The organism is Catellatospora sichuanensis (assembly GCF_007483665.1).
Classification (GTDB): domain Bacteria; phylum Actinomycetota; class Actinomycetes; order Mycobacteriales; family Micromonosporaceae; genus Catellatospora; species Catellatospora sichuanensis.
On record NZ_ML660183.1, the window covers coordinates 327,569 to 354,415 of the forward strand.

Annotated in this window: 27 protein-coding genes; 8 read left to right on the top strand and 19 right to left on the bottom strand. The window is 71.3% G+C overall.

Annotated elements, in window-relative coordinates:
• Positions 1 to 67: 67 nt before the first annotated feature.
• Positions 68 to 1,579: a methionine--tRNA ligase gene (locus FLL47_RS01430; RefSeq protein ID WP_144118548.1), complete on the top strand. Its 1,512-nt coding sequence runs from the start codon at positions 68 to 70 to the stop codon at positions 1,577 to 1,579.
• A gap of 197 nt (positions 1,580 to 1,776) precedes the next feature.
• On the top strand, positions 1,777 to 2,649 hold the full coding sequence (locus tag FLL47_RS01435; protein ID WP_144118549.1) for a DUF72 domain-containing protein: 873 nt from the start codon (positions 1,777 to 1,779) through the stop codon (positions 2,647 to 2,649).
• A 4-nt stretch (positions 2,650 to 2,653) separates the two neighbouring features.
• Here FLL47_RS01435 and FLL47_RS01440 read toward each other — a convergent pair whose 3' ends face one another.
• Positions 2,654 to 3,922 carry a HEAT repeat domain-containing protein gene (locus FLL47_RS01440; protein ID WP_144118550.1) on the bottom strand — a complete coding sequence of 423 codons (1,269 nt, stop codon included), beginning with the start codon at positions 3,920 to 3,922 and terminating at the stop codon, positions 2,654 to 2,656.
• Positions 3,923 to 4,012: 90 nt separating this feature from the next.
• On the opposite strand from FLL47_RS01440, the gene FLL47_RS01445 reads away from it, so the two are divergent.
• Positions 4,013 to 4,828, top strand: coding sequence for a glycosyltransferase family 8 protein (locus tag FLL47_RS01445; RefSeq protein WP_144118551.1), 816 nt, complete (start codon positions 4,013 to 4,015; stop codon positions 4,826 to 4,828).
• Positions 4,829 to 4,875: 47 nt separating this feature from the next.
• On the opposite strand, the gene FLL47_RS01450 is transcribed toward FLL47_RS01445, so the two are convergent.
• The 12 genes from FLL47_RS01450 to FLL47_RS01505 all read right to left on the bottom strand — a co-directional run bounded on the left by FLL47_RS01450 (position 4,876) and on the right by FLL47_RS01505 (position 16,296).
• The gene (locus tag FLL47_RS01450; protein ID WP_144118552.1) at positions 4,876 to 5,550 is read right to left on the bottom strand and encodes a GAP family protein; all 675 of its coding nucleotides are present in this window, start codon (positions 5,548 to 5,550) and stop codon (positions 4,876 to 4,878) included.
• A gap of 60 nt (positions 5,551 to 5,610) precedes the next feature.
• Positions 5,611 to 6,168, bottom strand: coding sequence for a hypothetical protein (locus FLL47_RS01455; protein WP_144118553.1), 558 nt, complete (start codon positions 6,166 to 6,168; stop codon positions 5,611 to 5,613).
• Between the two features lie 10 nt (positions 6,169 to 6,178).
• Complete coding sequence (locus FLL47_RS01460) at positions 6,179 to 6,661, bottom strand: hypothetical protein (protein ID WP_144118554.1); 483 nt, start codon at positions 6,659 to 6,661, stop codon at positions 6,179 to 6,181.
• 22 nt (positions 6,662 to 6,683) lie between these two features.
• On the bottom strand, positions 6,684 to 7,979 hold the full coding sequence (locus tag FLL47_RS01465; protein WP_144118555.1) for an MCE family protein: 1,296 nt from the start codon (positions 7,977 to 7,979) through the stop codon (positions 6,684 to 6,686).
• On the bottom strand, positions 7,976 to 9,199 hold the full coding sequence (locus FLL47_RS01470) for an MCE family protein (protein ID WP_144118556.1): 1,224 nt from the start codon (positions 9,197 to 9,199) through the stop codon (positions 7,976 to 7,978). Before FLL47_RS01470 ends, FLL47_RS01465 begins: the two co-directional genes overlap by 4 nt.
• Positions 9,200 to 9,225: 26 nt before the next feature.
• Positions 9,226 to 10,335, bottom strand: a complete 1,110-nt coding sequence (locus FLL47_RS01475) for an MCE family protein (RefSeq protein ID WP_144118557.1) — start codon at positions 10,333 to 10,335, stop codon at positions 9,226 to 9,228.
• Positions 10,335 to 11,402, bottom strand: a complete 1,068-nt coding sequence (locus tag FLL47_RS01480) for an MCE family protein (protein ID WP_246157430.1) — start codon at positions 11,400 to 11,402, stop codon at positions 10,335 to 10,337. Before FLL47_RS01480 ends, FLL47_RS01475 begins: the two co-directional genes overlap by 1 nt.
• Positions 11,399 to 12,427: an MCE family protein gene (locus tag FLL47_RS01485; RefSeq protein WP_246157431.1), complete on the bottom strand. Its 1,029-nt coding sequence runs from the start codon at positions 12,425 to 12,427 to the stop codon at positions 11,399 to 11,401. The genes FLL47_RS01480 and FLL47_RS01485 overlap by 4 nt, the downstream gene beginning before the upstream one ends.
• Positions 12,424 to 13,674 (bottom strand): MCE family protein, encoded by a 1,251-nt coding sequence (locus FLL47_RS01490; protein ID WP_186315512.1) that lies wholly within the window; start codon positions 13,672 to 13,674, stop codon positions 12,424 to 12,426. Before FLL47_RS01490 ends, FLL47_RS01485 begins: the two co-directional genes overlap by 4 nt.
• Before the next feature lie 4 nt (positions 13,675 to 13,678).
• A complete protein-coding gene (locus FLL47_RS01495; protein WP_144118559.1) occupies positions 13,679 to 14,476 on the bottom strand; it encodes an MlaE family ABC transporter permease in 798 nt (265 codons plus the stop codon).
• A 1-nt stretch (position 14,477) separates the two neighbouring features.
• On the bottom strand, positions 14,478 to 15,236 hold the full coding sequence (locus FLL47_RS01500) for an MlaE family ABC transporter permease (protein ID WP_144118560.1): 759 nt from the start codon (positions 15,234 to 15,236) through the stop codon (positions 14,478 to 14,480).
• Between the two features lie 103 nt (positions 15,237 to 15,339).
• Positions 15,340 to 16,296 carry an ABC transporter ATP-binding protein gene (locus FLL47_RS01505; protein WP_144118561.1) on the bottom strand — a complete coding sequence of 319 codons (957 nt, stop codon included), beginning with the start codon at positions 16,294 to 16,296 and terminating at the stop codon, positions 15,340 to 15,342.
• 174 nt (positions 16,297 to 16,470) lie between these two features.
• On the opposite strand from FLL47_RS01505, the gene shbA reads away from it, so the two are divergent.
• Together shbA and FLL47_RS01515 are read left to right on the top strand one after the other, a co-directional pair.
• Complete coding sequence (gene shbA, locus FLL47_RS01510) at positions 16,471 to 17,088, top strand: RNA polymerase sigma factor ShbA (RefSeq protein ID WP_144118562.1); 618 nt, start codon at positions 16,471 to 16,473, stop codon at positions 17,086 to 17,088.
• Positions 17,085 to 17,999: a hypothetical protein gene (locus FLL47_RS01515; RefSeq protein WP_144118563.1), complete on the top strand. Its 915-nt coding sequence runs from the start codon at positions 17,085 to 17,087 to the stop codon at positions 17,997 to 17,999. Before shbA ends, FLL47_RS01515 begins: the two co-directional genes overlap by 4 nt.
• A 162-nt stretch (positions 18,000 to 18,161) precedes the next feature.
• Here FLL47_RS01515 and FLL47_RS01520 read toward each other — a convergent pair whose 3' ends face one another.
• From FLL47_RS01520 to FLL47_RS01530, 3 genes are all read right to left on the bottom strand, one after another.
• Positions 18,162 to 19,895 carry a lamin tail domain-containing protein gene (locus FLL47_RS01520; RefSeq protein WP_144118564.1) on the bottom strand — a complete coding sequence of 578 codons (1,734 nt, stop codon included), beginning with the start codon at positions 19,893 to 19,895 and terminating at the stop codon, positions 18,162 to 18,164.
• 102 nt (positions 19,896 to 19,997) lie between these two features.
• Positions 19,998 to 20,336 (bottom strand): HEAT repeat domain-containing protein, encoded by a 339-nt coding sequence (locus tag FLL47_RS01525; RefSeq protein ID WP_246157432.1) that lies wholly within the window; start codon positions 20,334 to 20,336, stop codon positions 19,998 to 20,000.
• 9 nt (positions 20,337 to 20,345) lie between these two features.
• A complete protein-coding gene (locus FLL47_RS01530) occupies positions 20,346 to 20,930 on the bottom strand; it encodes a DUF6939 family protein (RefSeq protein ID WP_144118565.1) in 585 nt (194 codons plus the stop codon).
• A gap of 109 nt (positions 20,931 to 21,039) precedes the next feature.
• Here FLL47_RS01530 and FLL47_RS01535 point away from each other — a divergent pair, with 109 nt between their 5' ends.
• Positions 21,040 to 21,288, top strand: coding sequence for a hypothetical protein (locus FLL47_RS01535; RefSeq protein WP_144118566.1), 249 nt, complete (start codon positions 21,040 to 21,042; stop codon positions 21,286 to 21,288).
• A 10-nt stretch (positions 21,289 to 21,298) separates the two neighbouring features.
• On the opposite strand, the gene FLL47_RS01540 is transcribed toward FLL47_RS01535, so the two are convergent.
• From FLL47_RS01540 to FLL47_RS01550, 3 genes are all read right to left on the bottom strand, one after another.
• Positions 21,299 to 22,018, bottom strand: coding sequence for a GNAT family N-acetyltransferase (locus FLL47_RS01540; protein WP_246157433.1), 720 nt, complete (start codon positions 22,016 to 22,018; stop codon positions 21,299 to 21,301).
• A gap of 191 nt (positions 22,019 to 22,209) precedes the next feature.
• Entirely contained in the window at positions 22,210 to 22,533 is a 324-nt protein-coding gene (locus tag FLL47_RS01545) for an SH3 domain-containing protein (protein WP_144118567.1), read from the bottom strand.
• A gap of 282 nt (positions 22,534 to 22,815) precedes the next feature.
• On the bottom strand, positions 22,816 to 24,672 hold the full coding sequence (locus FLL47_RS01550; protein ID WP_144118568.1) for a serine/threonine-protein kinase: 1,857 nt from the start codon (positions 24,670 to 24,672) through the stop codon (positions 22,816 to 22,818).
• A gap of 234 nt (positions 24,673 to 24,906) precedes the next feature.
• On the opposite strand from FLL47_RS01550, the gene FLL47_RS01555 reads away from it, so the two are divergent.
• Positions 24,907 to 25,143 (top strand): DUF3311 domain-containing protein, encoded by a 237-nt coding sequence (locus FLL47_RS01555; RefSeq protein ID WP_144118569.1) that lies wholly within the window; start codon positions 24,907 to 24,909, stop codon positions 25,141 to 25,143.
• Between the two features lie 2 nt (positions 25,144 to 25,145).
• Positions 25,146 to 26,789: a monocarboxylate uptake permease MctP gene (gene mctP, locus FLL47_RS01560; protein WP_144118570.1), complete on the top strand. Its 1,644-nt coding sequence runs from the start codon at positions 25,146 to 25,148 to the stop codon at positions 26,787 to 26,789.
• The last annotated feature ends 58 nt before the right edge of the window (positions 26,790 to 26,847 follow it).

Here is a 26,847-nt window from a genome sequence, read left to right on the forward strand (position 1 = left end):
CGCGAGGCCCGAGTCCGGGGCCTCGGCACGGGTCGACGCTCCGGCTTCATCAAGCCAGGAGGAATCCATGACCCGCATCTACCTCACCACCACCATCCCGTACGTCAACGCCGCCCCACACCTCGGCTTCGCCCTCGAAGCGGTGCAGGCCGACGTGCTCGCCCGCCACCATCACGGTCTCGGCCACGAGGTCCGGCTGCTCACCGGCACCGACGACAACTCGCTCAAGAACGTGCTCGCCGCCGAGCAGGCGGGCGTGCCGGTACAGGACTTCGTCGACGCCAACGCGGCCGCGTTCGCCGGCCTCCGCGAGCCGCTGGCACTGTCGTACGACGACTTCATCCGAACCAGCCGCGACCCGCGCCACCGGCCCGGCGTCGAACGGTTCTGGCGCGCCTGTGCGCACGACCTCTACCAGGACACCTACACCGGCCTGTACTGCGTGGGCTGCGAGCACTACCTCACCGCCGACGAGCTCGACGCCGCCGGGCACTGCCCCGAGCACGCGGTGCCGCCGCAGCGCATCGAGGAACAGAACTGGTTCTTCCGGCTGTCCCGCCACGCGCAGCCGCTACGGGAGGCGATCACCAGCGGGCGGCTGCGCATCGAGCCGGAGTCGCGGCGCAACGAGGTGCTCGCTTTCATCGACGCCGGGCTGCGTGACTTCTCCGTCTCGCGGTCGCAGCAGCGGGCCCGCGGCTGGGGCATCACCGTGCCCGGCGATCCCGACCAGGTGATCTACGTCTGGTGGGACGCGCTGGGCAACTACCTGACCAGCCTCGACTACGGCACCGACGGGCAGGCGTACCGCACCTGGTGGGAGGACGCGGACCGGCGGGTGCACGTGATCGGCAAGGGCGTGCTGCGCTTCCACGCCGTGTACTGGCCGGCGATGCTGCTGTCCGCCGGGCTGCCGCTGCCGACCGACATCCTGGTGCACGACTATCTCACCGCCGACGGCCGCAAGATCAGCAAATCGTCCGGTGCGACCGTCGACCCCGTGGCGCTGGCCGAGGCGTACGGCACCGACGCGCTGCGGTGCTGGCTGCTGCGCGAGGTGCCCCGGGTCGGCGACGCCGACTTCACCGTCGACCGGCTGATCGCCCGCGCCAACGAGGACCTCGCCGGCGGCGCGGGCAACCTGGTCAACCGGATCGTCACCATGGCCCACCGCTTCCGGGGCGGCCGCGTCGACCTCAACGTGCCCGCCGCGGCGGACGCCAAAGACCTGGTCGCCGCCTGCGCGGAGGCACCCGGGCTGATCGCAGCGGCGCTGGACGACTTCGACTTCCGGCGCGCCGCGGCCGCGGTGTGGGCGGTGGTCGAGGAGGCCAACCGGCACATCGACCGGGTACGCCCGTGGGACCTGGCGAAGGCCGAACGCGGCGGTGACGCCGAGGCCAAGGCGCGGCTCGACGCGGAACTTGCCGTGCTCCTCGGCGCGTGCCTGACGCTCGGCGACCTGCTCGCCCCGTTCCTACCCGGCGCATCCTCCCTGATCATCGCCCAGTGCACCCCCGACGCCTCCGGCTCCCTCCCACCCGTGACCCCCCTCTTCCCCCGCCTCGATCCCCACTGACGGACCGAACCCACGCCCGCGCCGCGCCCCCGCCCCGTTTTCCATAGACGCCGGCCTATCCAGGTGAATAATTCGCGATCGAAGTCATCTGGATAGGCCAGCGTCGATGACAAGCGGGAGGCGGGGCTGGGCGTGAGGGAGCGGGTTTCGGGGTAAACGGCTCTTATCCGCCGGAGCAGGGCTGGGGTGATGGGCGCATGGGTGAGATCCGGGTCGGCACGGCCTCGTGGACGGACAGCACGCTGCTGGCGTCGGGGTGGTATCCCGAGACGGCGAAGACGCCGGAGGACCGGCTGCGCTATTACGCGCGCCAGTTCCCGCTGGTCGAGGTCGACGCGACCTATTACGCATCACCGGCGGAGAGCACGGTCGCGCTGTGGGCGACACGCACCCCGAAGGACTTCGTCTTCAACATCAAGGCGTTCAGCATGCTCACCGGGCACCCGACCAAGGTGAGCGCGCTGCCGAAGGACCTACGCCCGGAGACCGACAAGCACAACATCTACCCGGACGGGCTGAAGCCGCAGGCCTACGAGGAGGTCTGGACCCGGTTCCTGGCCGCGCTGGACCCGCTGGTCGAAGCCGGCAAGCTCGGCATGATCCTGTTCCAGTTCCCGCCGTGGTTCACCATCCGGCGCGACAACAAGCAGTACCTGCTCGAGGTCGCCAAACGCTGCGCGCCGCTGCGGGTGGGCATCGAGCTGCGCCACGAATCCTGGTTCAAGGACGACAACGCCGCCGAGACGCTGGACTTCCTGCGCAAGCACAAGCTGCCGTACGTGTGCGTGGACATGCCCCAGGGACACAAGAACTCCGTGCCGCCCGTGGTCGCCGCCACCGCCGACCTGGCCGCGGTGCGCTTCCACGGCCACAGTGACAAGTGGACCAGCAAGGACATCCACGAGAAGTTCGGCTACCTGTACTCGCCCCGAGAGCTGAAGGACTGGGCGCCGAAGCTACGCGAGCTGGCCGACGAGGCCGAGCAGACCCACGTGCTGATGAACAACTGCTACTCCGACTACGCCCAGCGCAACGCTGCCCAGCTCATCGACCTGCTCGGCGCGAAGTGACCGGTCACCCGGCCGGCGTGTCCAGCCCAGTGCGGAGAGTCTCGACACCGAGCGTCGCCGGGACCAAGGCGCGCATGGCGTCCCGATCGGCGGGCAGGCCCCACCGGCGGAGCGTGGAGCTGTGGAAGCGGGCGGGTGCGGGCGGCCACGCTCCCGGCAGCTCAGCCAACGTCTTGATCAAGTCCTGCTGACGTGCCGTGTAACCGGCCCACCCCATCGGCGTGGGTGGCGAAGGGCGGTCGGTACGGGCAATCTCAGCCAGGTTGCCCAGTACTCCCATACAGTCTGGATAGGGTGTCGCGGCCAGACCTCGCATGGCTGCCGCGAACAACTCGTCCTCAAGGTCAGGTCGCCACCGCCGAAGCACATCGCAGGCGTAGAGGCCGATCCGCGTACCGAACACTCGGTGCTCCCGGACCGAGGATTGGTCGCACGCCGTCAAGCGCAGCAACTCGCGGACCGCCGCGTCGGGAGCGTCGGCGCCGAGCGCATGCACCAGTGCTGCGGCACTCGCGAACCGTACCTCCGGCTTGTCAACCAGCAGCCAATGGCGACCGATCTCGCCGCCCAGCATGCCGATCGCCGCGATCACCGTCGACAGCTCCTGGCCGGTCGAGTCAGGTCGCAGGCAGGCGGAAAGGGGCGGCAGACTCAGGTCGGCCTCCTCCGGAAAATGGGCGAGCGCGTACGCTGCGCGCTCACGCAGCGCCGGGTCCTCGGAGCGCAGCAGCGTTCGCACCAGCGGCAGTCCGGCACGGAGCGCGTCGTAGGCGCTCAGTTCGACGAATGATTGGAGACGATCTGCATCCTCGACCTGCAGGGCGATGAGGTAAGCAAAATATGCCCCGGGTGCAGCGGTGGGCTTTGCCGCCATGAGCGCCGCACCGCCCTCCGCCTGCGATCGCAGATATGCCACGGGCACTGGCCCTGGAGGCCAGGGCGCATCCATGGGCCGGCTGTTGGTGATGATGAGGTCCAGTAGTGCAGCGCGGTCAGGGCAGTGCTCATCGGCCAGCAGTTCCAGCAGGAACGGTGTCGCGTACGCCGAAGCCTCGCCGATGGTGTCCTGGTGAACCATCCGGCTGCCAAGCCATTCACGTGCATCGGCCCGCATCCGCGAGTCTTCGGATCGCAGCATGCGGATATAGGCAGGCACCTGGGTCGCGGATCCCTCCATGTGGCAGAGCCGTGTCCAGTCGACATCGTCAAGTCCCGACAGCATGCGGGGATCGTGCCAGTAACCCCAGACATGACGGCAGCCGAACAGCCGCACCGCGCCATCGTGCAAAGATTTGACGATCTTTACTAAGAAAGGCGATCTATGCAATGTAAAATCTTGTAAATCTATGATAAACAATGTCTCATGGACATTGCCTTCGCCTTCGACGAGGCATACGCCGCCCACGCCCAGGTCGCCGTCGAATCCGTGCTCGACTGCCACCCCGGGCGTGAGGACATCACGTTCTGGCTGCTCACCACCACCGACGTGGCCAAGGAACGCGAGCCCGCCCTGCGCCGCCAGTTCGCCGGGCGCGCCCGTCTGCGGCTGCTGACCACCGGCGACGACTTCCGCGCCCTGCCCGTGGTCGACGAGGAATGGCTCGCCTACGTCAGCACCGGCATGTACCTGCGCCTGCTCCTGCCCGACCTGATCGGCGACCAGGCCCGGCGGCTGCTCTACCTCGACGTCGACGTGCAGGTCTGCGGCGACCTCGCGCCGCTGTGGGACGTCGAGCTCGGCGACGCACCGCTGGCCGCGGTCCGCGACGCGTTCACCGCCACGTTCGCCACGCACGGCGGTTTGCCCGGGTCAGGCCCGGAGCACGACCCGGACGCCCCCTACTTCAACTCCGGCGTGCTGCTGATGAACCTGCCGGTGTGGCGACGCGAGCGGGTGTCTGCTCGCTGCCTGGAATACCTGGCCGCATACGCGGGCCGGTTACGCTTCCCGGACCAGGACGCGCTGAACCTGATTGCGTACGGGCGCTGGCTGCGGCTGCCGCACCGCTGGAACAACATGCGCAGCTTCCTGCTGGAGCAAACCCCGCCGCCGGCCGACCCGGACACGCGGATCATGCATTTCGCGGGCCCGCGCAAACCGTGGACCGAGGGCTTCCGGCCGGGCTTCCGGCACGACCGCTACCGCGCACTGGCCGCCCGGGTGGCGACCTTCGCCTGACGGACCTGCCGCCGACCAGTGGCCAGGATGCTGCAGGCCGCGTCCGGTCAGTGGCCGAGCAGGCCGCGCAGGCCGTGGCTGATCAGCAGAACGCCGAACACGAGCAACAACCCGGCCATGACCAGCAGGTGGTGCTTGGACAGCCAGGTCTTGAGCCGACCGAGGTGCCTCGCGGCACGGTCACCGCCGGCCAGGTAGAGGACCACCGGCACCGCCACCGGCAGGCACGCCAGCACCGCGAACAGGCTCAGCGCCACCATCGCGACGACCGTCGACGACGCGGCGAGGCTCTTGGCCGCACCCACGCACAGGGCGAGGTTCTTCGGATCGACGCCGTACATCAGCAGCGCCAGGATCGCCGCCTTCACCGGTGACCAGCGATCCGCGCTCGCCATCCACTTCGGCATGGCATGCTGCCCGTTGCTCCGGCGGTGCCGGACGACGTGCAGGTATGCGGCGAACAGCAGGGCCAGGCCCAGCGCGATACGGACCACCTGCGAGGCGGTGCCCGCGTGGTGCTCGCCGTCGAGGTAGCCGTAGCCGGTGAGAATGTAGACGGCGGCGCCCACCGCGATCACCCCGGCCAGTGCCCCGGCCAGGAACGCGGGCCCGGCGATCCGGGCCCGGTCGGAGAACAGCACGAGGATCACCGCGATGATCGGCAACGGACTCGCCGCCACCCCCAGCGCGTACGGCACCACCCCCGCAACCGCCCCGCCCACACCCCCATCCTGGGGGACTCCGCCCTGGTCGGGGCCGGTTCCGTCTGACGATCTTGCGGATCAGATCGCGGTGACGGTGGTGACCTTCCAGGCACCGCCGACGCGGGTGAAGGTCAGCACGACGCGGTTCTGGTCGACCTTCTCCCCGGTGATGTTCACGTTGCGCCGGTACTGGTTGACGAAGACCAGCAGCTCCACCCGGTCGGGCGCGGCGGCCACCACGCTGACACCGGTGACCTGTGCGGTCACCACGGCCTGCTCCTTGACCGCGGCCTCCTTCAGCGAGGCCGTGGTACGGGCGTACTCGTCGGCGAACGTGCCGGCCGCGAAGGACCGCCCGCTCGCCGCGCTGGCATCGAAGGTGCGGTAGTCGTAGGAGAACAGCGCCACGGCGGCCGCCGGAGCCACCGCCGCGCACTCCCGCGCGGCCGCCTCCGCCTCACCCATCCGCGCCCGGTCGAACCAGAGATACCAACCGACGCCCAGCACGATCGCGATCGCCAGGGACAGCGCGAGCACCGCCCGCCTCGGCCGGCGCGCCGGCCCGTCACCGTCGCGCGGCTCATCGCCCGGCGCGTCGTCCACCTCTACCTCGGTCACAGCCATCTGCACGGTCACCGTCTCTCCCCTATCCCACGAACTGCAGCTTGGCGACCAGCCACGTGCCGCTGCCCGCGTCGCGGGCCAGGTCGAGCTGGATGCGGTAATGGGCCACCCGGCCCTCGGGCGCCTTCACGTTCTTCACCGTCGCGTCGGCGGCCACCAGCACCACGGCCGAGTCGGCATCGGCGGACACCAGCCCGGCCCGCAGCGCGGTCCCGGCGGACTCCACCTTGTTCTCCAGCACCGCCGCGCGTACCGCGGGCATGCCCTGCCGGAACTGCTCACCGAACTCCCCCGTCGCGGCGACCGCGACCCGGGCCATGTCCTGGTCGATGGTGGCCGCGCTGACCGACACGAAGTCCACGACGAACTGGCGCGCCGCGGACACCGCCTGCTCGCGTGCCAGCTCCTGCTGCTGCGTGTCGTGCCAGCGCCAGCCCAGCCAGCCGGCCGCGCCGAGCAGCACCACCAGCACCGCCGCCAGCACCGTGGTCGACCTGAATCTCATCGTCGTCTCCTTCATCGGCCCGTCAGGGTGCGAGCCCGTTGAGCAACAGCAACTTCCAGGACTGCTCGCCCGCCGTCGCGGCCTGCCCGCCGGTGCCGCCGAACTGCAACGGCAGCCCGTCCGGCCCGATCACCAGCCCGGTCACCGGGTCGAACCCGGCAACGGTGGAGCCGGGCGCCGGCGCGAGGGGGCTCGCGCCGGCGCCCGGGCCCGCGGGCGCCGCACCCGCGCCCAAAGGCGCAGGGGACGGAGGGGCACCACCCCGCGGGGCTTGAGTGGAGCTGCGTACGCCCGAACCGCGTCCGAGCTCGGCGCCGGTGCACCGCAGGGACTGTCCGGACTTCGTGTAGTTGCAGGCCGGCGGATCACCGACGTTGAGCACCAGGCCCAGGTGCGCAGTCCCGTCGCCGGGCGCGACGGTGAACCCGCCCGCGACCACCAGCGGATACGTCACCAGGATCTGCTCGATGCCGTTCAGTCGGCGCACGGCGACCCCGTTGACCGTGATCAGGTTGCCGAGCAGCGGGCCCAGCGACGGGTCGAGGTCGCGCAGCAGCGCCAGCAGCTCCGCCGAGGCGGGCGGCCCGTTGGCCAGCAGCCGGCGCAGGTCCGGATCGGCGGCCCGCACCGTCGCGGCCAGCTGCGCCAGGGCCTTGGCGAAGCGGCGGATCTCGTCGGCGGACCGCGCCTGGGTCTGCAGCACGGTGGCCGAGTCGCGGATCAGCGCGACGGTCTGCGGCAGGTACGTGTTCGCGTCGGTGAGCAGTGCGTCGCCGGAGTCGAGCAGGGTGCGCAACGCGCTCTCGTTGCCCGCGAACGCCGTGCCCAGCTCGTCGACCAGCGCCCCCAGCTCCGCCGGGTCGACCGAGGCGACCAGCGCGTCCAGGTTCGCCAGCAGCGTCTCCACGGGCAGCGGCACCCCGGTACGGCTCGCCGGGATGACGTCCCCGTCGGCCAGGTAGGGCCCGGCGTCGGTGTCGGGGCGCAGGTCGACGTACTGCTCGCCGACGGCGGACCGGTGGGCCACCACCGCGCGCAGGTCGACGGGGACCCGGGTGCCGCCGTCCAGGCGCAGGTCGACGCGCACCCCGTCGCCGTGCAGGCGCACCGCGTCGACCCGGCCCACCGGCACCCCGCGGTAGGTGACCGAGGCGTTCTCGAAGATGCCCCCGGCCACCGCGAAATCGGCGTGCACGGTGTACCGGCCGGTCAGCCCGTCGCCGACACCCACGTAGCGCACCGCTACGTAGCCGACGCCGAGCACTGCCACCAGCGCGAACAGCAGCAGCTGCAGCCGCGCGAGCCGAGTGAGGATCATGCTTGACCTCCGGTCAGCAGCTCGTTCAGGCCGCCGCGCACCCGGACCACCTCACCGGTCGCCGGGTCCCAGCGGCCGTCGCGGGTCGCCGTGGTCGCGGCCAGGCCCGGCAGCCCGGGCAGGCCCGGCAGGAGGCCGCTGGGCAGGATCCCGCTGGGCAGCGGAAGCGGCAGCGACGGCAGCGGCAACGGCAGGGGCGGCAGGCTGGGCAGCGGCAGGGGCAGCGGCGGCAGCGGCAGGCCGGGCTTCGTCGGCGTGCCCGGGGCGGCCGGGCCCGCGGCCATGGCGTTGGCCAGGATCGAGGCGGCGTCGAGGTCGAGCGTGGCGTGCAGGCGTACGAAGTCGCCCGCGATCGCCTTGGCCGCGTTCGGCGGGAACGGGTAGGACAGCGCGAAGTCCAGCCCGCGCGGCAGCGCGTCACCCGCCTTGACCAGCTGCTCCAGCAGCGGCTGCAGGGCGCGCAGCGAGCGCAGCGTGTCGTCGCGGCTGGCCTCGATGACCCGCTCGCCGACCGCACCGAGGTCGCGCAGCGCCGTCAGCATCGCGGTGAGCTGCGGCCGCTGGTCGGCCAGCACGGTCAGCCCCGGCTCCAGCGCGTCCACGGCCTCGGCCAGCGTCCCGGTCTGCTCGGCCATCCGTGCCGAGAACCTGTCCAGCGCCTCGATGGCCCGGACGATGTCGTCCTTCTGCGCGTCCAGCCCGGTCACGAACCGGTCCAGCTCCCGCAGCGCGCCCTTGGCGTCACCCTCCCGGCCGGACAGCGCCTTGGTGATCTCCGCGTTGATCGTCTTGAGCTGCCCGAGGCCGCCGCCGTTGAGCAGCAGACCGAGCGCACCGAGCACCTCCTCGACCTCGGCACCGCGGCGGGTGCGGGCCAGCGGGATGGTGTCGCCGTCGGACAGCTCGCCGTGGGCCGCCTCGCCCTGCGGCCCGGCCAGCGCCACGAACTTCTCGCCGAGCAGGCTGGACTGGCGGATCGCCGCGGTCGCGTTGTCCGGCAGCGCGACCGTGTCGGCGACCTTCAGCCGCACCACCGCGGTCCAGCCGCGCAGCTCGATGCCGCTGACACTGCCCACCGTCACGTCGTTGACCTTCACCGCGGCCTGCGGCACCAGATCGAGCACATCGGCGAACTCGACCGTCACCCCATAGGACGGCCCGTCCGGCGAACCGCCCGGCAGCCCCACGTCACAGCCCGCCAGCAGCGCCAGGGTTGTCATAACGGTAGCCGCCCGAACCCCGGCCCTCACTTCTTCACCACCGCCTTGAGCAGCTTCTGCAGCTCGGCGGTGAGCGGCAGCTTCGCCGACTGCAGGGTCTTGGCCAGGTCCGTGCAGGCGGCGGGCACCTGGGCCACCGGGACGCTGCTGACCAGCAGCGAGCAGACGAAGCTGGCCGGCTCGTACGGCCCCAGCACGTTGTCGCGGGTGTCGATCGTGCCCGAGCGCGGGTTGTACGCCAGGTTCAGGTTGGACAGCGCCAGCGGGGCCATGTCCAGCACCTGGGTCAGCGCCTTCTGCTGGCGTGCCAGCACCCCGGTCAGGTCGGCCAGCGCGGCGACGTTGGCTTTGAGTTCGGCCCGGTTGGCCCGCACGAACGCGGCGACGTCGGCCAGCGCCAGCGACAGCGCCCGCACCGCCGCGGCGAGGTCCGCGCGCTCGGCGGCCAGCTGCTCGGAGACGGCGGCCAGCCGGTCGTTGAACTCGCGCACCGTCCCGTCGCTCTTGGCCAGCATGGTGGTGAACTGCTGCAGGTCGGCGACGGATCCGAACAGGTCGCCGCGCCCGGCCGACAGCGTCGACATCGCCTGCGACAGCCCCGACAGCGTCTGGTGCAGCTCGTCGCCGTTGCCCCGCAGGTTGGCCGCGCCGGTGCGCACCAGGTCGCGCAGCGCGCCGTCGGCGTTGGCCCCCTTAGGCCCGAGCGCGGTGCTCAGCTCGTCCAGCGACCGGTAGACCTCGTCCAGCTCGATCGGCACCGAGGTGCGCTCCACCGGCAGCTCGGCCCCGTCGGGCAGCGCCGGTCCCCCGGTGTAGGCGGGTGTGAGCTGCACGTACCGGTCGCTGACCACGCTCGGCGGGACGATCAGCGCTTTGGCGTCGGCGGGTACGGGCCAGTCGGGGTCGTAGCGCAGCTCCACGCGTACCCCCTTGCCCTGCGGGGTGACCGCGACGACCTCGCCGACCTCGACCCCCAGGATCCGCACCTCGGATCCGGCGTGGATGCCGACCGCGGCCGGGAAGTGCACGGTCAGCCGCAGCCGGGCGGGTTCCGGCCGCACCACCAGCGCCGCGGCCGCCACGGCCACGGCCAGCGCCGCCGCGCCCGCGACCCGCCAGGTGCGTGTCGGGTTCATCAGCGACCTCCGGTCGTCGGGGTGAAGCCCTGCACCAGGCCGTCCACGTACGAGTCGAACCAGCGGCCGTTGCCCGTCACGTTCGCGAACGCGGTGACGAACGGGGCGAGGCTGGTCAGCGTCGCCTCCAGCCGGGTCCGGTTGCGCTGCAGCACGCCGACGACGGTGCGCAGGTTGCGCAGCGCGGGGCCGAGCGTGTTCTTGTTGTCGGCTACCAGCCCGGACAGCTGCTGGGACAGCTCGACGGTCGCGCCGAGCAGGGTGTGGATCGCGTCGCGGCGGCGCTGCACCTCGGCCAGCAGCAGGTTCGCGTCGCCGAGCAGCTTGCGGAACTCCGCGTCGCGGTCGGCGAGCACCTTGGTGACGCCGCGGGTGTGCGCCAGCAGCTCACGCAGCTGCTGGTCGCGGGAGGCGACGGTCTGCGAGAGCCGGGACAGACCCGACAGCGACGCCTGCACGCTCGCCGGGGTGTCGGCGAACGTCTCCGAAAGAACCGTGAACGCCTGCGCCAGCTGCCCGGTGTCGATCTCCTGCAGGGTCCCGGCCAGCCCTTCCACCGCCTGCATCACGTCGAACGGCGACGAGGTGCGGGCCAGCGGGATCTCGGCGTCCTCGGCGAGCCGCCCGTCACCCTGCGGCGCGAGCGCCAGGTACTTCTGCCCGAGCACCGTCTTGATCCGGATGGTGGCGCCGGTGTCCGCGCCGAGTTCGACGTCGCGGACCCGGAAGGTGACCCGCACGTACGGCCCGGACTCGCCGCGGGCCAGCGCCACGTCGGTGACCTTGCCGACCTTGACCCCGGCGATGCGGACCTCGTTGCCCTCGGCGAGGCCGGACGCGTCACGGAAGGCGGCGTGGAAGGTGTCTCCGCCGCCGATCAGCGGCAGGTCGTCGATCCGGAACGCGGCCAGCAGCAGCCCGACCGCGACCACGATGCCCACCGCGCCGACCAGTGCCGGCCGCGACCGGCGGGGCGGCCGTCCCGTACGCCGGGTGCCGCCGCTGATCGCACGGGCGGCGGCCGCCCGCAGCCGGGTCAGCGGGCGCGTCGGAAGAAGCCGCTTCACCGCCCACCCCCGGAGCACTTGGCGGACGTGCCGTTGAGCGTCGCCGGGTTGAGCGTCTGCCCGGCGGCGACGACGCGGCCGTCGAAGTCGCACAGGTAGAAGTTGAACCAGGATCCGTACGAGGCGGTGCGGGTCAGCGCGTCGAGGCGGCCGGGCGCGGTCGCCAGCGTCTTCTCGATCACCTCGGTGTTGTCGATCAGCGTACCCGCGAGCTTGTTCAGCGCGGTGATGTCGGCGGCGACGCTGGGCCGGGCGTCGCGCAGCAGCGAGGAGGTCGCGTCGGCCAGACCGCTGAGGTTGGTCAGCGCGTCGCCGATCGCGGCACGGTCCCCGGCCAGGCCGGACACCAGCAGTTGCAGCTGCTTGACGGTCTCCGACAGCCGGGCGTCGCGCTCGTCGAGCGTGCCGAGCACCTTGTTCAGGTTGGTGATGACCCGGCCGATGACCTCGTCGCGGTCGGCGAGCGTGCCGGTCAGCGACGCGGTGCGCCGCAGCAGGTCGGCCACGGTGCCGCCCTCGCCCTGCAGCATCTTGATGATCTCGTACGCGAAGCCGTTCACCTCGTCCGGCGACAGGCCCGCGAACAGCGGCCGGAAGCCGTTGAAGACCACGGTCAGGTCCAAGGCGGGCGTGGTCTGCGCGAGCGGGATCAGCCCGTGCTCGGCCAGCGGGGCGGTGCCGCCCGGCCCCTCGGCCAGTGCCAGGTAGCGCTGGCCGACCAGGTCCCGGTAGCGGATCTTCGCGCGTACGCCCGCGGCCACCGCGACCTGCTCGTCGACGGTGAACTCCAGCTCCGCGACGGTGCGGTCGACCAGCCGGATCGCGGTCACCTCGCCGACCTTCACCCCGGCGATGCGCACGTCGTCGCCGACCAGCACACCCGTGACGTCGGTGAACCGGGCACGGTAGGTGTGCCCGCCGCCGAGCCCGAACGAGCCCAGCGTCTGTGCCAGCGCGCCGGTCAGCACCAGCGTGACCGCGGCGAACGCCAGCAGTTTGAGCAGCGGACCCCGGACGCCTCTCACGACGCGTTCACCACCGTTCCACGCAGCAACGGGCCCCACAGCAGGACCGCGACATCGGGGACCTGCTCGGGACCGGCCCCCTGAGCCAGCCCGAGCAGTGGTTTGAGCAGTGCCTGCTCCTGCGCGGTGCCGGCTGAGCCCATGTCGGCGTACGGCAGCGGCGAGCGGTTCGCGCCGTACTCGTAGCCGTCGTCGATCTGGTGCTGGGCGGCCGGGACCTTCGGGTCGGGCAGGCCGCGGCACTGCGGGCCGTCGTCGGCGCCGTAGACGGGCCGGTCGGCGGCGGTGTACTTGCCGTTGTCCCGGCCCACTTCGAGGGTGATGTGCATGCGGCCGGTGCTGAACACCTTCTCGACCCGCGGCTGCAGCGCGACCAGGCCGCGCATCAGGCACGGATACTCCGGGGCGTACGCCGCCAGCAGCTCCAGCACCGGGCGGCTGACCTGCCCGACCTGGATGATGCGCGCATCGTGGCGGTCCAGGAACTCCCGCCCGCGCCCGGCCAGGTCGGTGGTGTCGGCGAGGAAGCGGCTCAGCTCCGCACGCTGGTCGACGACGGTCCGCGCGGTGACGGTGACGTCGCGCAGCAGCGCCAGCAGGTCCGGCAGCGCGCCGTGGTAGACGTCGAGCACCTGGGTCAGCCGCTTGACGTCGGTCGCGATGACCGGCATCTGCTCGTTCAACGCGGCCAGGTAGGCGTTGGCGGTGCTCAGGTCACGGCCGAGCTGGTCCCCGCGGCCCTCCAGCGCGTACGCGAGCGCGCCGAGGGTCGCGGCGAGCTTGTCCGGCTTGATCGACTGCAGCACGGGCAGTGCCCGGTCGAGCACCTGCTCCAGCTCCACGGCGCTCGCCGAGCGGTCCTGGTCGATGACCGCTCCGGCGCGCAGCCGCGGGCCGGAGGGCGCGACCGGCGGGACCAGCTCGACATATCGCTCGCCGAACAGCGTCTTGGGCAGCAGCCGGGCCGTGACGTCGGCCGGGACCGAGCCGATCAGCGCCGGGTCCAGCGCCAGCCGCAGCGTGGCGGCCTCGCCGTCGGCGCTGATCTCCCGCACGTCGCCGATGACGACACCGCGCAGTTTCACGTCGGCGCCCTCGGACAGCTGCATGCCGACGTGGTCGGTGCGCAGCGTCACCCAGTCCACCGGCGTGAACGCCCGCTGGTACACCAGCACCGACAACGCCAGCGCGCTCACCAGCACCAGGACGAAACCCGCCCCGAGCAACCGTTGCCTGATCTGCGTCACGCCGTCACCCCGCGATCCGCACGGTGGTGCCCGCGCCCCAGATGGCCAGCGAGAGGAAGAAGTCGACGATGTTGACCGCGACGATGGCGGTACGCACCGCGCGGCCGACCGCGATGCCGACACCGGCCGGGCCGCCGCTCGCGGTGAACCCGTAGTAGCAGTGGATCAGCACCACCAGCACGCTGAACACAAGCACCTTGCCGAACGACCAGAGCACGTCGCCGGGCGGCAGGAACAGGTCGAAGTAGTAGTCGTAGGTGCCCGGCGACTGCCCGAAGTACACGGTCGCGATGCCGCGGGTCGCGAGGTAGCTGGCCAGCAGGCCGAGCACGTACAGCGGGATCACCGCGACGAAGCCGGCGATCATCCGGGTGGTGACCAGGAACGGCACCGACGGGATCGCCATCACCTCGAGCGCGTCGACCTCCTCGGAGATGCGCATCGCGCCCAGCTGCGCGGTGAAGCCGCAGCCCACCGTCGCCGACAGGGCCAGCGCCGCGACCAGCGGCGAGATCTCCCGGGTGTTGAAGTAGGCCGAGATGAAGCCGGTGAAGGCACTGCTGCCGAGCTGGTTGAGCGCCTGGTAGCCCTGCAGGCCGACCTCGGTCCCGGTGAAGAAGGTCAGGAAGCAGATCACGCCGATGGTGCCGCCGACCACGGCCAGGCCGCCGGTGCCGAAGCTGATCTCCGCCAGCAGGCGGGCCACCTCGCGCTTGTACCGGCGCAGCGTGCGCGGCGTCCACGCCGCCGCCTTCAGGTAGAAGGCCAGCTGGCCGCCGAGATCGTCCAACAGCCGCCACATGTCAGGACCCCTTCTGCGGCACGACCTGGAAGTACACCGCGGTCAGCACGAAGTTCAGCGCGAACAGCAGCATGAAAGTGATCACCACGGACTGGTTGACGGCGTCGCCGACGCCCTTGGGCCCGCCCTTGGCGTTCATCCCCAGGTAGGTCGCCACGAGCGCGGCCACCAGGCCGAAGACCAGCGCCTTCAGCTCTCCGGAGATCAGGTCGGGCAGCTGCCCGAGCGCCTGGAAGCTGGCCAGGTACGCCCCCGGCGTGCCGCCCTGCATGATCACGTTGAAGAAGTAGCCGCCGGACACGCCGACGACGCTGACCACGCCGTTGAGCAGGACCGCGACCAGCATCGACGCCAGCACCCGCGGCACGACGAGGCGGTGCACCGGGTCGATGCCCAGCACCCGCATCGCGTCCAGCTCCTCACGGATCTTGCGAGCGCCGAGGTCGGCGCAGATCGCCGAGCCGCCCGCCCCCGCGATGATCAGCGCGGTCACGATCGGACCCGCCTCGCGCACCACCGCCAGCACCGACGCCGCGCCGGTGAACGACTGCGCCCCGAGCTGACGCACCAGCGAACCCAGCTGCAGCGCGATCACCGCACCGAACGGGATCGACACCAGCGCCGCCGGCATGATCGACACCGACGACAGGAACCACGCCTGCTGCACGAACTCGCGCACCTGCCACGGCCTGCGGAACAGTGCCCGCATCGTGTTCCCGCAGAAGATCAGGAAACCGCCGACGGCGGCCAGCGCGCTCATGCCTTCCCCTCGCTGCGCTCGTCGGCGGTATGCCCACAAGTCCGCTCGAGTCGCCCAGCGCGTTCTCCGTCGGCACGAGAACAGGTCCTCGTGATGGGCTCGCTCATACCCACTCCTCCACGGCGACGGGGCGGAACGAGCCCGGCGGCGGTGTCACGCCGTTGGCCGCACACCACTGGCCGGGGATCCGCTCGGCCCGGCGCGGGCCGTCGTCCGACGGGCGCAGCTGCAGCGGGATCGGCGGCAGTGCGGCCAGGCGCTGGCCGGACGCGGCCTCGGCGGCCAGCTCGTCGGCGTCCTTCTCCTCGGACATCCCGATCGGGCCGACCCGCTGGGCGTTGAGGAACTGCCGGACCACCGGCTCGGTGCTCGACAGCAGCATCTCCCGCGGCCCGAACATGGCCAGGTGCCCGTGATAGATCAGCCCGATGTTGTCGGGCACCGTACGGGCGGTGTTGATGTCGTGCGTGACGATCAGGAACGTCGCGTCGAGCTGCTGGTTCAGATCCACGATCAGCTGGTTCAGGTACGCCGTGCGCACCGGGTCCAGGCCCGAGTCGGGCTCGTCGAACAGCACTATCTGCGGGTCGAGCACCAGCGCACGGGCCAGCCCGGCCCGCTTGCGCATACCCCCGGAGATCTCACCCGGCAGCTTGCGCTCCGCGCCGGTCAGGCCGACCATGTCCAGCTTCTCCGCGACGATCGCGCGGACCTCCGCCTCGGTCTTGCGGGTGTGCTCGCGCAGCGGGAACGCCACGTTGTCGTAGATGTCCATCGAGCCGAACAGCGCGCCGTCCTGGAACAGCACCCCGAACAGCTTGCGCACCTCGTAGAGTTCCCGCTCGGGCAGCGCGGGCAGGTCCCGGCCCTCGATCCAGATCGAGCCGCGGTCCGGGCGCAGCAGCCCGACCAGGGTCTTCAGGAACACCGACTTGCCCGTGCCGGAGGGCCCGAGCAGCACCGAGATCTCGCCCGCGGGCAGGGTCAGGGAGACGTCCGACCACACGGGCGTACGCCCGAACGACTTCGTCAGCCCCTCGACCCGCACCTCGACGCCCACCGCGCTCCCTCCGTAGTCCGCCCTCACATATCGCTGCCGGGGCGCGCGGTGTTACACGAGAATTTCGCGTGATCGTCCGGGCTCGGGTTTCTGCGTCCGGCCGCAGGCCGATAGGGTGCACGTACTCGTACGTGCGGCGCGGCGGTCGGGGACCCGGGAGGAGGTGTCGTCGCCTTGACCTGGTCGGAGACCGAACTCGTGGCTCGCGCCACCCGCGGCGAGGCCGACGCCACCGCCACCCTGCTGGCCGACGTGCGCCCCGGCGTGATCCGCTACTGCCGGGCCCGACTCGGGCCGGTCGGCGGTGCGTACACCACCGCCGACGACGTGGCCCAGGACGTCTGCATCGCGCTGCTGCAGGCGCTGCCCCGCTACCGGCAGCAGGGCGTGCCGTTCTCCGCCTTCGTGTACGGCATCTCCGCCCGCAAGGTCGCTGACGCCCAGCGCGCAGCGATGCGGCACCTGACCGCCGCCGTGCCGGCGCAGCGCACCGAGGCCGACCCGCTCGACCAGCCCGACGACACCCCCGGCCCGGAGCAGCAGGCGCTGGAGAACGACCAGGCCCGCCGCCTCGCCCGCCTGCTCAGCCTGCTCCCGGACCCGCAACGGGAGATCATCGTGTTGCGGGTCGCGGTCGGCCTCACCGCCGACGAGGTCGGCGTCTCCCTCAACATGTCGGCCGGAGCCGTCCGCGTCGCCCAGTCCCGGGCACTGGCCCGGCTACGCGCGCTCGCCGACGACCTGCGCGAGGACGTCGCGCAGCAACCGACCCTGGAGCGGAGGCCCGCATGAGCACGCTCGACCGCGACGACGCGCTGCTGGACGGGCTCGGCCTGGGCGGGGCCGCCCACTCCGACGACCTGCTCGCCGGGATGCTGGCCGCCTGGCGTGACGACCTCGCCGAACCGCCGTACGCGCCCGCCCTCGCCCTCGACATCGCCGAGCAGGCGGCCCTGGCCGAAGCGATCGACCTGGACGAGGACTCCTTCGAGGAGCCGGCGGCGACGATGCTGCGGCCCGCCGCCTCGGGTCACCCGGTCGCCGCGACCCACGTGGTCACCGCGGGCGAGCCCGCGACGGGACGTCATGGCGCGCCGGGATCCTCGCGGCCGTCCGCTCGCCGCGGCGGCGCGGCGCGACCGGTGCGAGGGGGGCGGCTGCGTCCGGGACGCCTGCTGCTCGCGGCAGCGTTACTGATCGCCGTGCTCGGCGGCGGAGTCGTCGTCGGGGCCGGGGCCGGGCGGCCCGGCACCCCGCTGTGGCCGGTGACGCAGCTCGTCTACACCGAGCGTGCCGACTCCCGTGTCGCCGCGCAGGAGACGGAGGAACTGCTGGCGCGGGCTGACCGTGCCCTGCGGGAGCAGCGGCACGGCGACGCCGAGCAGTTGCTCCGCCAGGCCTGGGACCAGCTCGGACAGGTCCGCGAGAAGTCGGACCACCAGCGGCTGCGCACGGAGCTGATGCGTCTGCTGGCCGCCTTCGCCGGGGTCACCGCACCGCCGAGCACGCCATCCGCGCCGCCGACGCCCGGCAACTTGCCGCGCCCGGCCGGCGGCACGACCGCACCGACCCCGGCACCGACCGAAGCGCCGGCGCCCAGCCCCACGCCGGGTGCCGGTGGCCTCCTGCCGAGCCTGCCGCCACTGCTGCCGGACCTGCTGCCGATCCTGCCGTCGCTGCTGCCGGACCTGCCGCTGTTGTGAGGCACACGCGCCTCGCCCCGGCCTTGAGCCACGCCCTCGTATGCCGCTGCGGCTGAAACCGCCGAGGGTCGTGGCAGGTCACCTCGGAGCTGAAACACCGGAGCTCCACCCGTGTGGGCACGGGCGGAGCTCCGGTGCGAGAGCACGATCAGGTGCCCCGGATCAGGGGCAGCTCAGGACCGCGTCGAGCGGGTCGGCGCTGCACAGGTCGAAACCCGGTCCGCCGTCGGCGTTGTCGTTGCCGGACACCTTGTCATCGATCTTGATGAGGTCGTTGCCGGCTTCGCCGTACACCATGTCGTCGCCCTTGCCACCGCTGAGCAGGTCGGTGCCGGGGCCGCCGTAGATGATGTCGTTGCCGCCCTTGCCGTTGATGATGTCGTTGCCGCCGAGGCCGCAGATGACGTCGTCGCCGAGCGTGCCGTTGATGATGTCGGTCCGCGCGGTGCCGGTGATGGTGCACAGCGGAGTGGTCGGGCCGATGTCGGTGTCCGCGATGGCGGTGTTGTTCATGACGTCCGGGTCGGACGTGGCGCTGGTGATGCTGCTGCGGTTGGAGATGCGGCCGGTGGCCGTCGCGTCGACCTTCACCACCAGCGTGAACACCGCGACCGGATCCCCGGCCGCGACGACGGCCCTGGTCGCGGTGACCTCGCCGGTGCCGCCGACCGGTGGCACCGTGCCGAGCGCCCAGCCTGCCGCGGCGGTGAAGGACACGAACGTCGTGTTCGCCGGGATCTCGTCGCGCATGACCACGGACTGCGCCGCGTCGGGTCCGCTGTTGCCGACCGAGATCGTGTAGGTCAGCGTCGCTCCCGGGACGACCGGGTCCGGGAAGTCGGTCTTCGTGATGGCCAGGTTCGCCGACGGCTGACGCACCGTGGTCGTCGTCGCGGCGCTGTTGTTGTCGCTGTCGGGGTCGGTCGAGTCGCTGCCGGCGGTGGCGGTGTTCGTGATCGTGCCGGTCGCCCCCGCGGCTACGAGCACCGTGATGGTGAACGTGACCTGCGCGCCGTCGGCGAGGGTCGCCGCGTCCGCGGTCACCGTTCCCCCGCTGCCCACGGCTGGCGTGTCGAGCGTCCAGCCGGCGGAAGAAACGGTGGCCGACACGAACGTGGTGCCTGCCGGCAGGGTGTCTGTCATCTCCACGGCCTGCGCGTCGTCGGGACCCTCGTTGGTCACCGTGACGGTGTACGTGATCTGCTGTCCCGCCGTGACCGGGTCCGGTGAATCGCTCTTCGTCACCACGAGGTCCGCCACGCCGACAACCGGTGGGCTGTTACGCGGGTTGGGCGCTGCGACGGTGAAGTCGACGCTGTTGTCGTCGGTGTCGGCGGCCCCGGCGTCATCGCGCAGCGCGGCCGAGCTGTTGCTCAGCAGCGGCGCCCGGCCGGCGCCCTCGTACGACGAGGCCGTAGGGCCGTAACCGACGAAGTCGCGCACCCCGGCGAGCGTGGCGCAGCCGGTCCCGCAGGTGAGCGTGGTCTGGTTGGTGACCAGGGCGACCTTGCCGGCGGTCGCGTTCATCGCAATGTTGTCGGCGACGTTCGGGGCGGGCAGCGGCGTCGTGCCCGCGTTGCCCTGCGCCTGCTGGACCAGGTAGTACGCACCGGGCATGATCACCCCGGTCAGCGGCGTGGTCTGCCACGAGTTGCCTCCGGCGCTGGCGTACTGGACCGACCACCCGCTCACGTCGACCTGGGCGGGCCCGCGATTGAACAGCTCGATGAAGTCGTTGGTGTACGTCGCACCGATGTTGCCGCCACCGCCGTACACCTGGCTGATGACGATGTCGGGCGAGACGGCCAGCGCGGGCACGGGCAGGAACAGTCCCGCGACTCCTGCCGACAGGCTGACCACGGCGGCCGAAGCCACCCTGCGGACCCACTGACGCATGTGTACCTCCTCGAGCCCCGGACTGGGGACCTGCTACTCCTGTCCGATCAACTGGGCATGCCCGAGATGGTTACTTAATGCAAGTGCGCGACTACTGATTGTTCAGTCGATGATGCCGTTGCAGCGTGCCTGCCACAGCTCGCGCCGCGCCTGCCTGGTGCCCAGATTCCGCAGCCCGGAGACGGCCCAGAACCGCAGCGACGTGTCGTCCCCGTAGAGGTGCTCCCGGAACACCGGCAGGGCCGCTTCCGACCGCGCCCCGCCCAGCAGTTCCAGCAGCCAGCACCGCAGGCCGTGGTCCTCCTGCTCCCGCTCGAAGGCGGCGATCAGCTCAGGCACGTACCCCGCCGCGTGCGGCAGCAGATCATGGAAGCCGTCCTCCATCTCCTGCGGGTCGCGCGAGCGCATCAGCCGCATGCAGTCCCGGAAGAACTTCGACACCACCGCACGCTAACCCGCGGTGTCGGCCGGATCCGCATGGATTTCCGAGGGCCAGTCGCCGAGCAGGTGGCGACGCAGCAGCGCGGCGTGCGACAGCGAGGTACGCAGGTCGGCCGGGTCCCCGTTGAGCGTGTAGTCCAGCAGCACCACCTGGCCGCCCTCGGCCAGTTCGCGCAACTGCGCCACCTCCGGGGCGGCCGGACCCTCCAGCAGGTGCCGGTATGTCGGCAGGTAGATCTCGCGGCGTGCGTGCTCGTAGCCGAGCAGGACGGTCCCGTGCAGACCTCGCCGATGGCCCAGCGGCAGACCATACGCGGCGGTGGTGCGTTTGAGGCCGCGCATCGCGGTGACGGTCAGCTTGCCCGGGTCCACATCGGCGTGCAGGAACACCTTCAGCGCCTGCCAGACGCCCTCCACGGACCGGCTGGTCACACCGGGCGTGAACGGCACCGGAATGTCTCCGTGGGGGAAGAACGGGCTCAACCGCACCCACGGCTGCGGCCCGCGCGAGGTCACGTCGACAACCACCGCCTCCGGGTACGCCGCCTCGATCGACGCCGCAGCACGCCGTTTGCTCACCAAGTGCACCTGCATGACGCCTCCCCGCGCACCGCGACCGTCACCGCATGATGCGCGACTGGTACGACATGGCCCCGCGGGACGCCAGGGCTCGCGATCAGCAGAGCGATCTATCTTTGTCTACATGACGAATGCCTCGGAGCTGCCAGCCGACCCGACCGAGCGAGAAGATGTGCCCGTGGCAGGCGGAGCCGACCGGCAGAGCGCCTCCGCCCACATCGCCGACGTGAACGGAGACCGGCATCGCGACCTGGTACGCGGAGAGCTGGAGGATTTCGGCTACACAGGCGACCTCGCGATCACGGACGGGGGCCGTGCCAAGGCCCGCTGCCGCCTCGACCACCACGCGGCCGGCAAGGCCGACCGGGCCTGACGTATCACGTTCAGATCTCGGTGACCGTCAGCACGCGGGCGTTCGGGGCGAGGTCGCCGATCTCGGTGCGGAGCTTGGCGCGGTCGGGGTCGGCCAGGTAGGCGTCGAGGCCCGCGCGCGAGGCGAACGAGATCACGTGCACCTCGGCCTCAGGGCCGCGCAGCCGCTGCTCCAACAGGCCGCCGTGGCGGGGCAACAGCGCGAGCACGTCGTCCTCGTACCGCTGCACGGCCTGCTCGTGACCGGACGGATAGTCGACGACCGCCACCAGCCGCAGCCGTGGCGCAATGGTCGGCCCGTCGAGGCGCTTCCAGAAGTGCACGTCGGACGCGTCCCCGGGGTAGCCCTCGGTGCGCCCGGTGGCGACGTACCCGTGGCGGCGGTAGAACTCGGGTGCCTGGAACGAGAACGACGAGACGCTGATCCGGTCGCAGCCGCGGGCACGTGCCTCGTCCTCGGCCGCAGCCAGCAGCCGGCCTCCCCAGCCGTCGCGGCGGTGGTCGGCGTGCACCCACACCATGGAGATCCCGGCGCTGGTGCCCCAGGTCCAGCCGGTGAGCCCGGCGATCACCGCGCCGTCCGGGCCGGTCACCCTCGCCGAAAGCGCCCGCTGCTCGTGTACGCCGACGGCGGCATTGTTGAACGCGGTCAATTCCCGGTCGAGCAGCGCGTCGAGTTCCTCGTCCCTGTCCCCCACCAGCAGCACCGCGGACGTGTATGCGTCGGTCACCAGCGGAGTATGCCCACATTGATGATCAATGGGCAAACCCGTTCTCAGCGCGGTTGCGGCTGGACGTTGCAGGGGAATGTGCCGGAATCGTCGAGGTTCGCCCGCGCCTCCGGGCACTCCGGAGACTCGACCGGCCGGCACCCTGAGCGGGGCCGGCCGGTCGAGATGACGACTACAGGATCAGGACCTGATCAGCAACGGTAGGGGGCGCCGCCGTTCTCCAGGAAAGCGTCCGACATCCAGCCACCCGGACCGCCGCCCCAGACGGACACTCGCGACCACGTGGTGTAGGAGATGCCGCCGCTCTTCACCGTGTCCCCGGTGACGTAGCAATGCGCGTTCATGATCAATCCGTTGGGCGCGCGGTAATTCAAGCCGCAAGACGTGTGCGGTCCGCTACGAACCGCCACGTCAGTCCCGGTCACGTAGAGCAGGGCGGACCCCGCATCGCGAGAAGAATGCGTGCAGGAGGCACTGGCCGGCGTCGCCGATCCGCCGACCACGACAATCGTCACAAGGACAAGGAGGGCGCTCGAGGCAAGAGAAAGCCTCTTTCGCAACCCGGTGACCAAGCGCATTGGATCCATCTCCCCGTTAGGTGGCTCATGATCTGAGTACACTTTGGATCGTAGGTGCGGCCCCGCTTTTCGGGCAACCCGGCGACGCGTGCTGCAGGTCGGTCGCCGCAGCTCGCGGGAACGGATCGCGGCATGCGGCAACCACATGGGAGATCGTGCCTGAAGCAGGACATCCGGCGAGCGTGATCCCAATCCGGCAGACCCACCAGCCGCGCTGCGTCAGCTCTTCGGCGCACCACCGATGGGCTGGAAGCTCGCCGTGATCAGCGCGAACTCGTCGAGGTTGTCCTTCCACTGGGACTCCGGCGTGGACCAGTAGATGGCGTGCGCCTGCTTCGGTCCGGTCACGAAGCCGCGGTTGATCACGTGGACCCGCCCGGAATTGCCGCGGTAGGTGAACTCCCAGTCCGCACAGGTGATGAAGTAGTCGACCTTGACGATGCGCACCCTGCGGTAGTCGTTCCAGTGGCCCGCGGCGAGGCGGTCGCCCTCCTGGCGTGTCCAGTCCGCGACCGGGTCCTTCCTCGGTTTGTCGGTCTGGTCGATCAGCAGCAGCCGGCCGCCGTCGGGCTCCTCGAAGCGCACGATGGTGCCTTTGCGGGTGACCGTCCACGAACGCGGCACGGCGACCGCGAAGCCGGTGCGGTCCCGGTAGAGGTACCAGCCGGCGGGCAGCACCAGGCCGCTCGGCGACGGCGACGGCAGCGGGCTCGGCGAAGCCGCCGCCGACAGGCTCGCGCTCGCCGACGGTGACGTGCCGACCGCGGCGTCGTTGCGCGGCTTGCCACCCAGGCGCGGCACGACCACGACCGCGATCACGGCCAGCACCACGGCCGCCGCCGCGACGATCGCCAGCCTGCGACCTTTCCGGGGTCGTGCCACGAGCGCTCCGCCGGCTGCGCTCGGCACCGCGGCCGCGCCCACCGCCCGATCGGCCGCGCCGGTCCCGGCCCGTTGTCCGGGCACGGCGACCGCCGCCGGGGCGCCTTTCCCCTTGGACTCGGCAGCACCGGACTCCCGCGCGGCGGCCACGGGCAGTGCGGTCTGCTGCACGGCTGCGGCCGGAGCACCGGCGGGCGTCTTCGGCTCGGCGGGCCGCTGCGGGTCGGGCAGGGTCCGGGCGGGCCGCTCGGCTTCGGACGCGGCCGCTGCGGCGGCACCGGCCCGCGCGGGAAGCGCCGGAGGCGGGGTCGTCCGCCGCTGGCCGGGCACCACGCCGGGGCGTACGCCACCGAGGAAGCCCGCGCCGCCACGGCGGCCGACGGCCACCCGCAGCAGCACCTGCTCGGCCTCGGCCGCGCCCATGCGCTGGCGCGGGTCCTTGCGCAGCAGTCCCACCAGCAGCGGCTTGAGCGGCCCGGCCAGGCGCGGCGGGGCCGGTTCCTCGGTGGCCAGCGCGGCGAGCGTGGCCATCGCGTTCGGACGGGCGTAGGGCGACTGCCCCTCGACCGCGGCGTAGAGCGTCGCGCCGAGCGACCACAGGTCCGCGGCGGGCCCGACCTCGCCGCCTTCGACGCGCTCCGGCGAGATGTAGGACGGTGAGCCGAGGATCAGCCCGGTCCGCGTCACGGCGGGGTCGCCGGGCAGCGTGGCCAGGCCGAAGTCGGTGAGCACGACGCGGCCGTCCTCGCCGAGCATGACGTTGCCGGGCTTGACGTCGCGGTGCAGCATGCCCGCGCCGTGCGCGGCCCGCAGCGCGGCGAGCACGCCCAGCCCGATGTCGGCGACCTTGGCCGGGGCCAGCCGCCCCTGCTCGGTCATCAGCGCGGCCAGCGACTTGCCGGACAGGTACTCCATCACGATCCACGGCCGACCGTCGACGGTGACGACGTCGAAGATGCGCACCACGTTGGGGTGGCTGAGCCGGGCGATGGCGCGGGCCTCGCGCAGCGAGCGGGCGTTCATCTCGGCGCGTTCGTCCTCGGTGAGCCCGGCCGGGGGCACGACCTCCTTGACCGCGACGTCGCGGTGCAGGGTCTCGTCGCGGGCAAGCCAGACCACGCCCATCCCGCCCTGGCCGAGAGGTTCGAGCAACCGGTACCGGTCAGCGAGGACACGTGGTGGCACAGCGGGCATTCGAGGACCCTACCCAACCGAGGCGCGGCTCACACCACGCAGGTGACGCGAGTGTGATCCAGATCCGACAGGCCCTTCGGCCGCGCGGCACCAACCGTTCGGCGCACCACAGGCACCGTTCGGCGCGTGTCAGGGCGACGAACGGCAAGTCCGATGGCGCGAGCTGCGTATCCTCCCCGCACCGTTGATCCGTCCCCCTTCCCCCTTCCCCCTTCGTGCGAGGAGACACGTGCCATGGGTGAACCCGCACCCGACCGGCGACCCGGCGATCGCGATCACAGTCCCTGGAACTGGCTGCTGATCGTTCCGATCGTGCTGCCGCTGATCACCGCGTTCTACAACTCGTCCAGTCCGGACCTGCTCGGCTTCCCGCGCTTCTACTGGCAGCAGCTGGCGTACATCCTGGTCGGCGTGTCCACCACGACCCTGGTCTACCGGATGACCAAGCGTCGCAGCAACGGGAAGGGCTGACCATGTGGCGTGATCATCTCACCGAGATCATCGTGTTCGCGGTGCTGTTCGTCGGCGTGAGCGCGCTGGGCTTCGTGGCAGCCAAATGGCGGCGGCCGACCGACATGGAGCATCTCGACGAGTGGGGCCTGGGCGGGCGCAACTTCGGCTCGTGGATCACCTGGTTCCTCGTCGGCGGCGACCTCTACACCGCGTACACCTTCGTCGCCGTACCGGCGCTGGTCTTCGGCGCCGGGGCGATGGGCTTCTTCGCGGTGCCGTACACCATCATCATCTACCCGCTGTTCTTCCTGGTCCTGGTGCGGTTGTGGTCGGTGTCGCACCGGCACGGCCTGGTCACCCCGGCCGACTTCGTACGCGTGCGTTTCGGCTCCCCGACGCTGGCACTGATCGTCGCGATCACCGGCATCGTCGCCACGATGCCCTACATCGCGCTGCAGCTGGTCGGCATCGAGGCGGTGCTCAAGACGATGGGCGTCACCGGCGAGTCCACCCTGGCCAGGCACGCACCGATCATCATCGCGTTCGCGATCCTCGCCGCGTACACCTACCAGTCCGGGCTGCGCGCGCCCGCGCTGATCGCGTTCGTCAAGGACACGCTGATCTACATCGTCATCCTGGTCGCGGTGTTCTGGCTGCCCTCGCAGCTCGGCGGCTGGGGCGCGATCTTCGACGCGGCGCAGGCCAAGTACGACGCCAGCCCCGCCGCCAGTGACGGGCTGCTGCTCAACGCCAACAACCAGCTGCAGTACATCACGCTGGCGTTCGGCTCGGCGCTGGCACTGTTCCTCTACCCGCACTCGATCACGGGTGTGCTCGCCTCCCGCAACCGCGACGTGATCAAGCGGAACATGTCCGCGCTGCCCGCGTACTCGCTGCTGCTGGGCCTGCTTGCGATGCTCGGCTTCGCCGCGATCGCCGCGGGCGTCAAGCCGCTGCCCGGCGCGAACCCCGGCTCGGTGGACACCAACACCATCGTGCCGGTGCTGTTCGACAAGCAGTTCCCGGACTGGTTCGCGGGCGTCGCCTTCGCCGCCATCGGCATCGGCGCGCTGGTCCCCGCCGCGATCATGTCGATCGCCGCGGCCAACCTGTTCACCCGCAACATCTACAAGGAGTACCTGAACCGCGAGGCCAGCCCGGCACAGGAGGCCAAGGTCAGCAAGGTCGCCTCGCTGGTGGTGAAGGTCGGCGCGCTGCTGTGCATCGTGCTGCTGGACCCGCAGTTCTCCATCGACCTGCAGCTCATCGGCGGCGTGATCATCCTGCAGACGCTGCCCTCGGTGGCCCTGGGCCTGTTCACCCGCTGGTTCCACAAGGGCGCGCTGATCGCCGGCTGGGTGGCCGGCATGGGCCTGGGCATGTGGATGCTGTACCAGATCGCCAACCCGGCGACCGGCCGGATGCACTTCGCCGGTTCGGCGTTCCCGCTGGAGAAGTTCGGCTTCGACACCAAGGCGACCATCTACGTCGGCTTCGTCGCGGTGCTGGTCAACCTCGTCGTGGCGGCGCTGGCGACGCTGGCGCTGCGCGCGGGCAAGGTCACCGACGGGCCCGACGGGACCGAACACGACGACTACTTCGTCGACGAGGACTCGCCCCGGCGCGGCATCGACTCCGAAGGGGAGCCGGTGGCCGTCGCCTGAGCCGTGCCCGGCCGCCGCGGGCATCGTACGCGGCGGCCGGGCACGGCCAAGGGTGGGC

What these genes read in the sequence shown, in the direction of transcription:
- FLL47_RS01430 (WP_144118548.1), top strand. Translation starts at nt 68, where the DNA reads ATGACCCGCATCTACCTCACCACCACCATCCCGTACGTCAACGCCGCC.
- FLL47_RS01435 (WP_144118549.1), top strand. Translation starts at nt 1,777, where the DNA reads ATGGGTGAGATCCGGGTCGGCACGGCCTCGTGGACGGACAGCACGCTG.
- FLL47_RS01445 (WP_144118551.1), top strand. Translation starts at nt 4,013, where the DNA reads ATGGACATTGCCTTCGCCTTCGACGAGGCATACGCCGCCCACGCCCAG.
- FLL47_RS01460 (WP_144118554.1), bottom strand. Translation starts at nt 6,661, where the DNA reads ATGAGATTCAGGTCGACCACGGTGCTGGCGGCGGTGCTGGTGGTGCTG.
- FLL47_RS01465 (WP_144118555.1), bottom strand. Translation starts at nt 7,979, where the DNA reads ATGATCCTCACTCGGCTCGCGCGGCTGCAGCTGCTGCTGTTCGCGCTG.
- FLL47_RS01470 (WP_144118556.1), bottom strand. Translation starts at nt 9,199, where the DNA reads ATGACAACCCTGGCGCTGCTGGCGGGCTGTGACGTGGGGCTGCCGGGC.
- FLL47_RS01475 (WP_144118557.1), bottom strand. Translation starts at nt 10,335, where the DNA reads ATGAACCCGACACGCACCTGGCGGGTCGCGGGCGCGGCGGCGCTGGCC.
- FLL47_RS01495 (WP_144118559.1), bottom strand. Translation starts at nt 14,476, where the DNA reads ATGTGGCGGCTGTTGGACGATCTCGGCGGCCAGCTGGCCTTCTACCTG.
- FLL47_RS01500 (WP_144118560.1), bottom strand. Translation starts at nt 15,236, where the DNA reads ATGAGCGCGCTGGCCGCCGTCGGCGGTTTCCTGATCTTCTGCGGGAAC.
- FLL47_RS01515 (WP_144118563.1), top strand. Translation starts at nt 17,085, where the DNA reads ATGAGCACGCTCGACCGCGACGACGCGCTGCTGGACGGGCTCGGCCTG.
- FLL47_RS01520 (WP_144118564.1), bottom strand. Translation starts at nt 19,895, where the DNA reads ATGCGTCAGTGGGTCCGCAGGGTGGCTTCGGCCGCCGTGGTCAGCCTG.
- FLL47_RS01530 (WP_144118565.1), bottom strand. Translation starts at nt 20,930, where the DNA reads ATGCAGGTGCACTTGGTGAGCAAACGGCGTGCTGCGGCGTCGATCGAG.
- FLL47_RS01535 (WP_144118566.1), top strand. Translation starts at nt 21,040, where the DNA reads ATGACGAATGCCTCGGAGCTGCCAGCCGACCCGACCGAGCGAGAAGAT.
- FLL47_RS01550 (WP_144118568.1), bottom strand. Translation starts at nt 24,672, where the DNA reads ATGCCCGCTGTGCCACCACGTGTCCTCGCTGACCGGTACCGGTTGCTC.
- FLL47_RS01555 (WP_144118569.1), top strand. Translation starts at nt 24,907, where the DNA reads ATGGGTGAACCCGCACCCGACCGGCGACCCGGCGATCGCGATCACAGT.
- mctP (WP_144118570.1), top strand. Translation starts at nt 25,146, where the DNA reads ATGTGGCGTGATCATCTCACCGAGATCATCGTGTTCGCGGTGCTGTTC.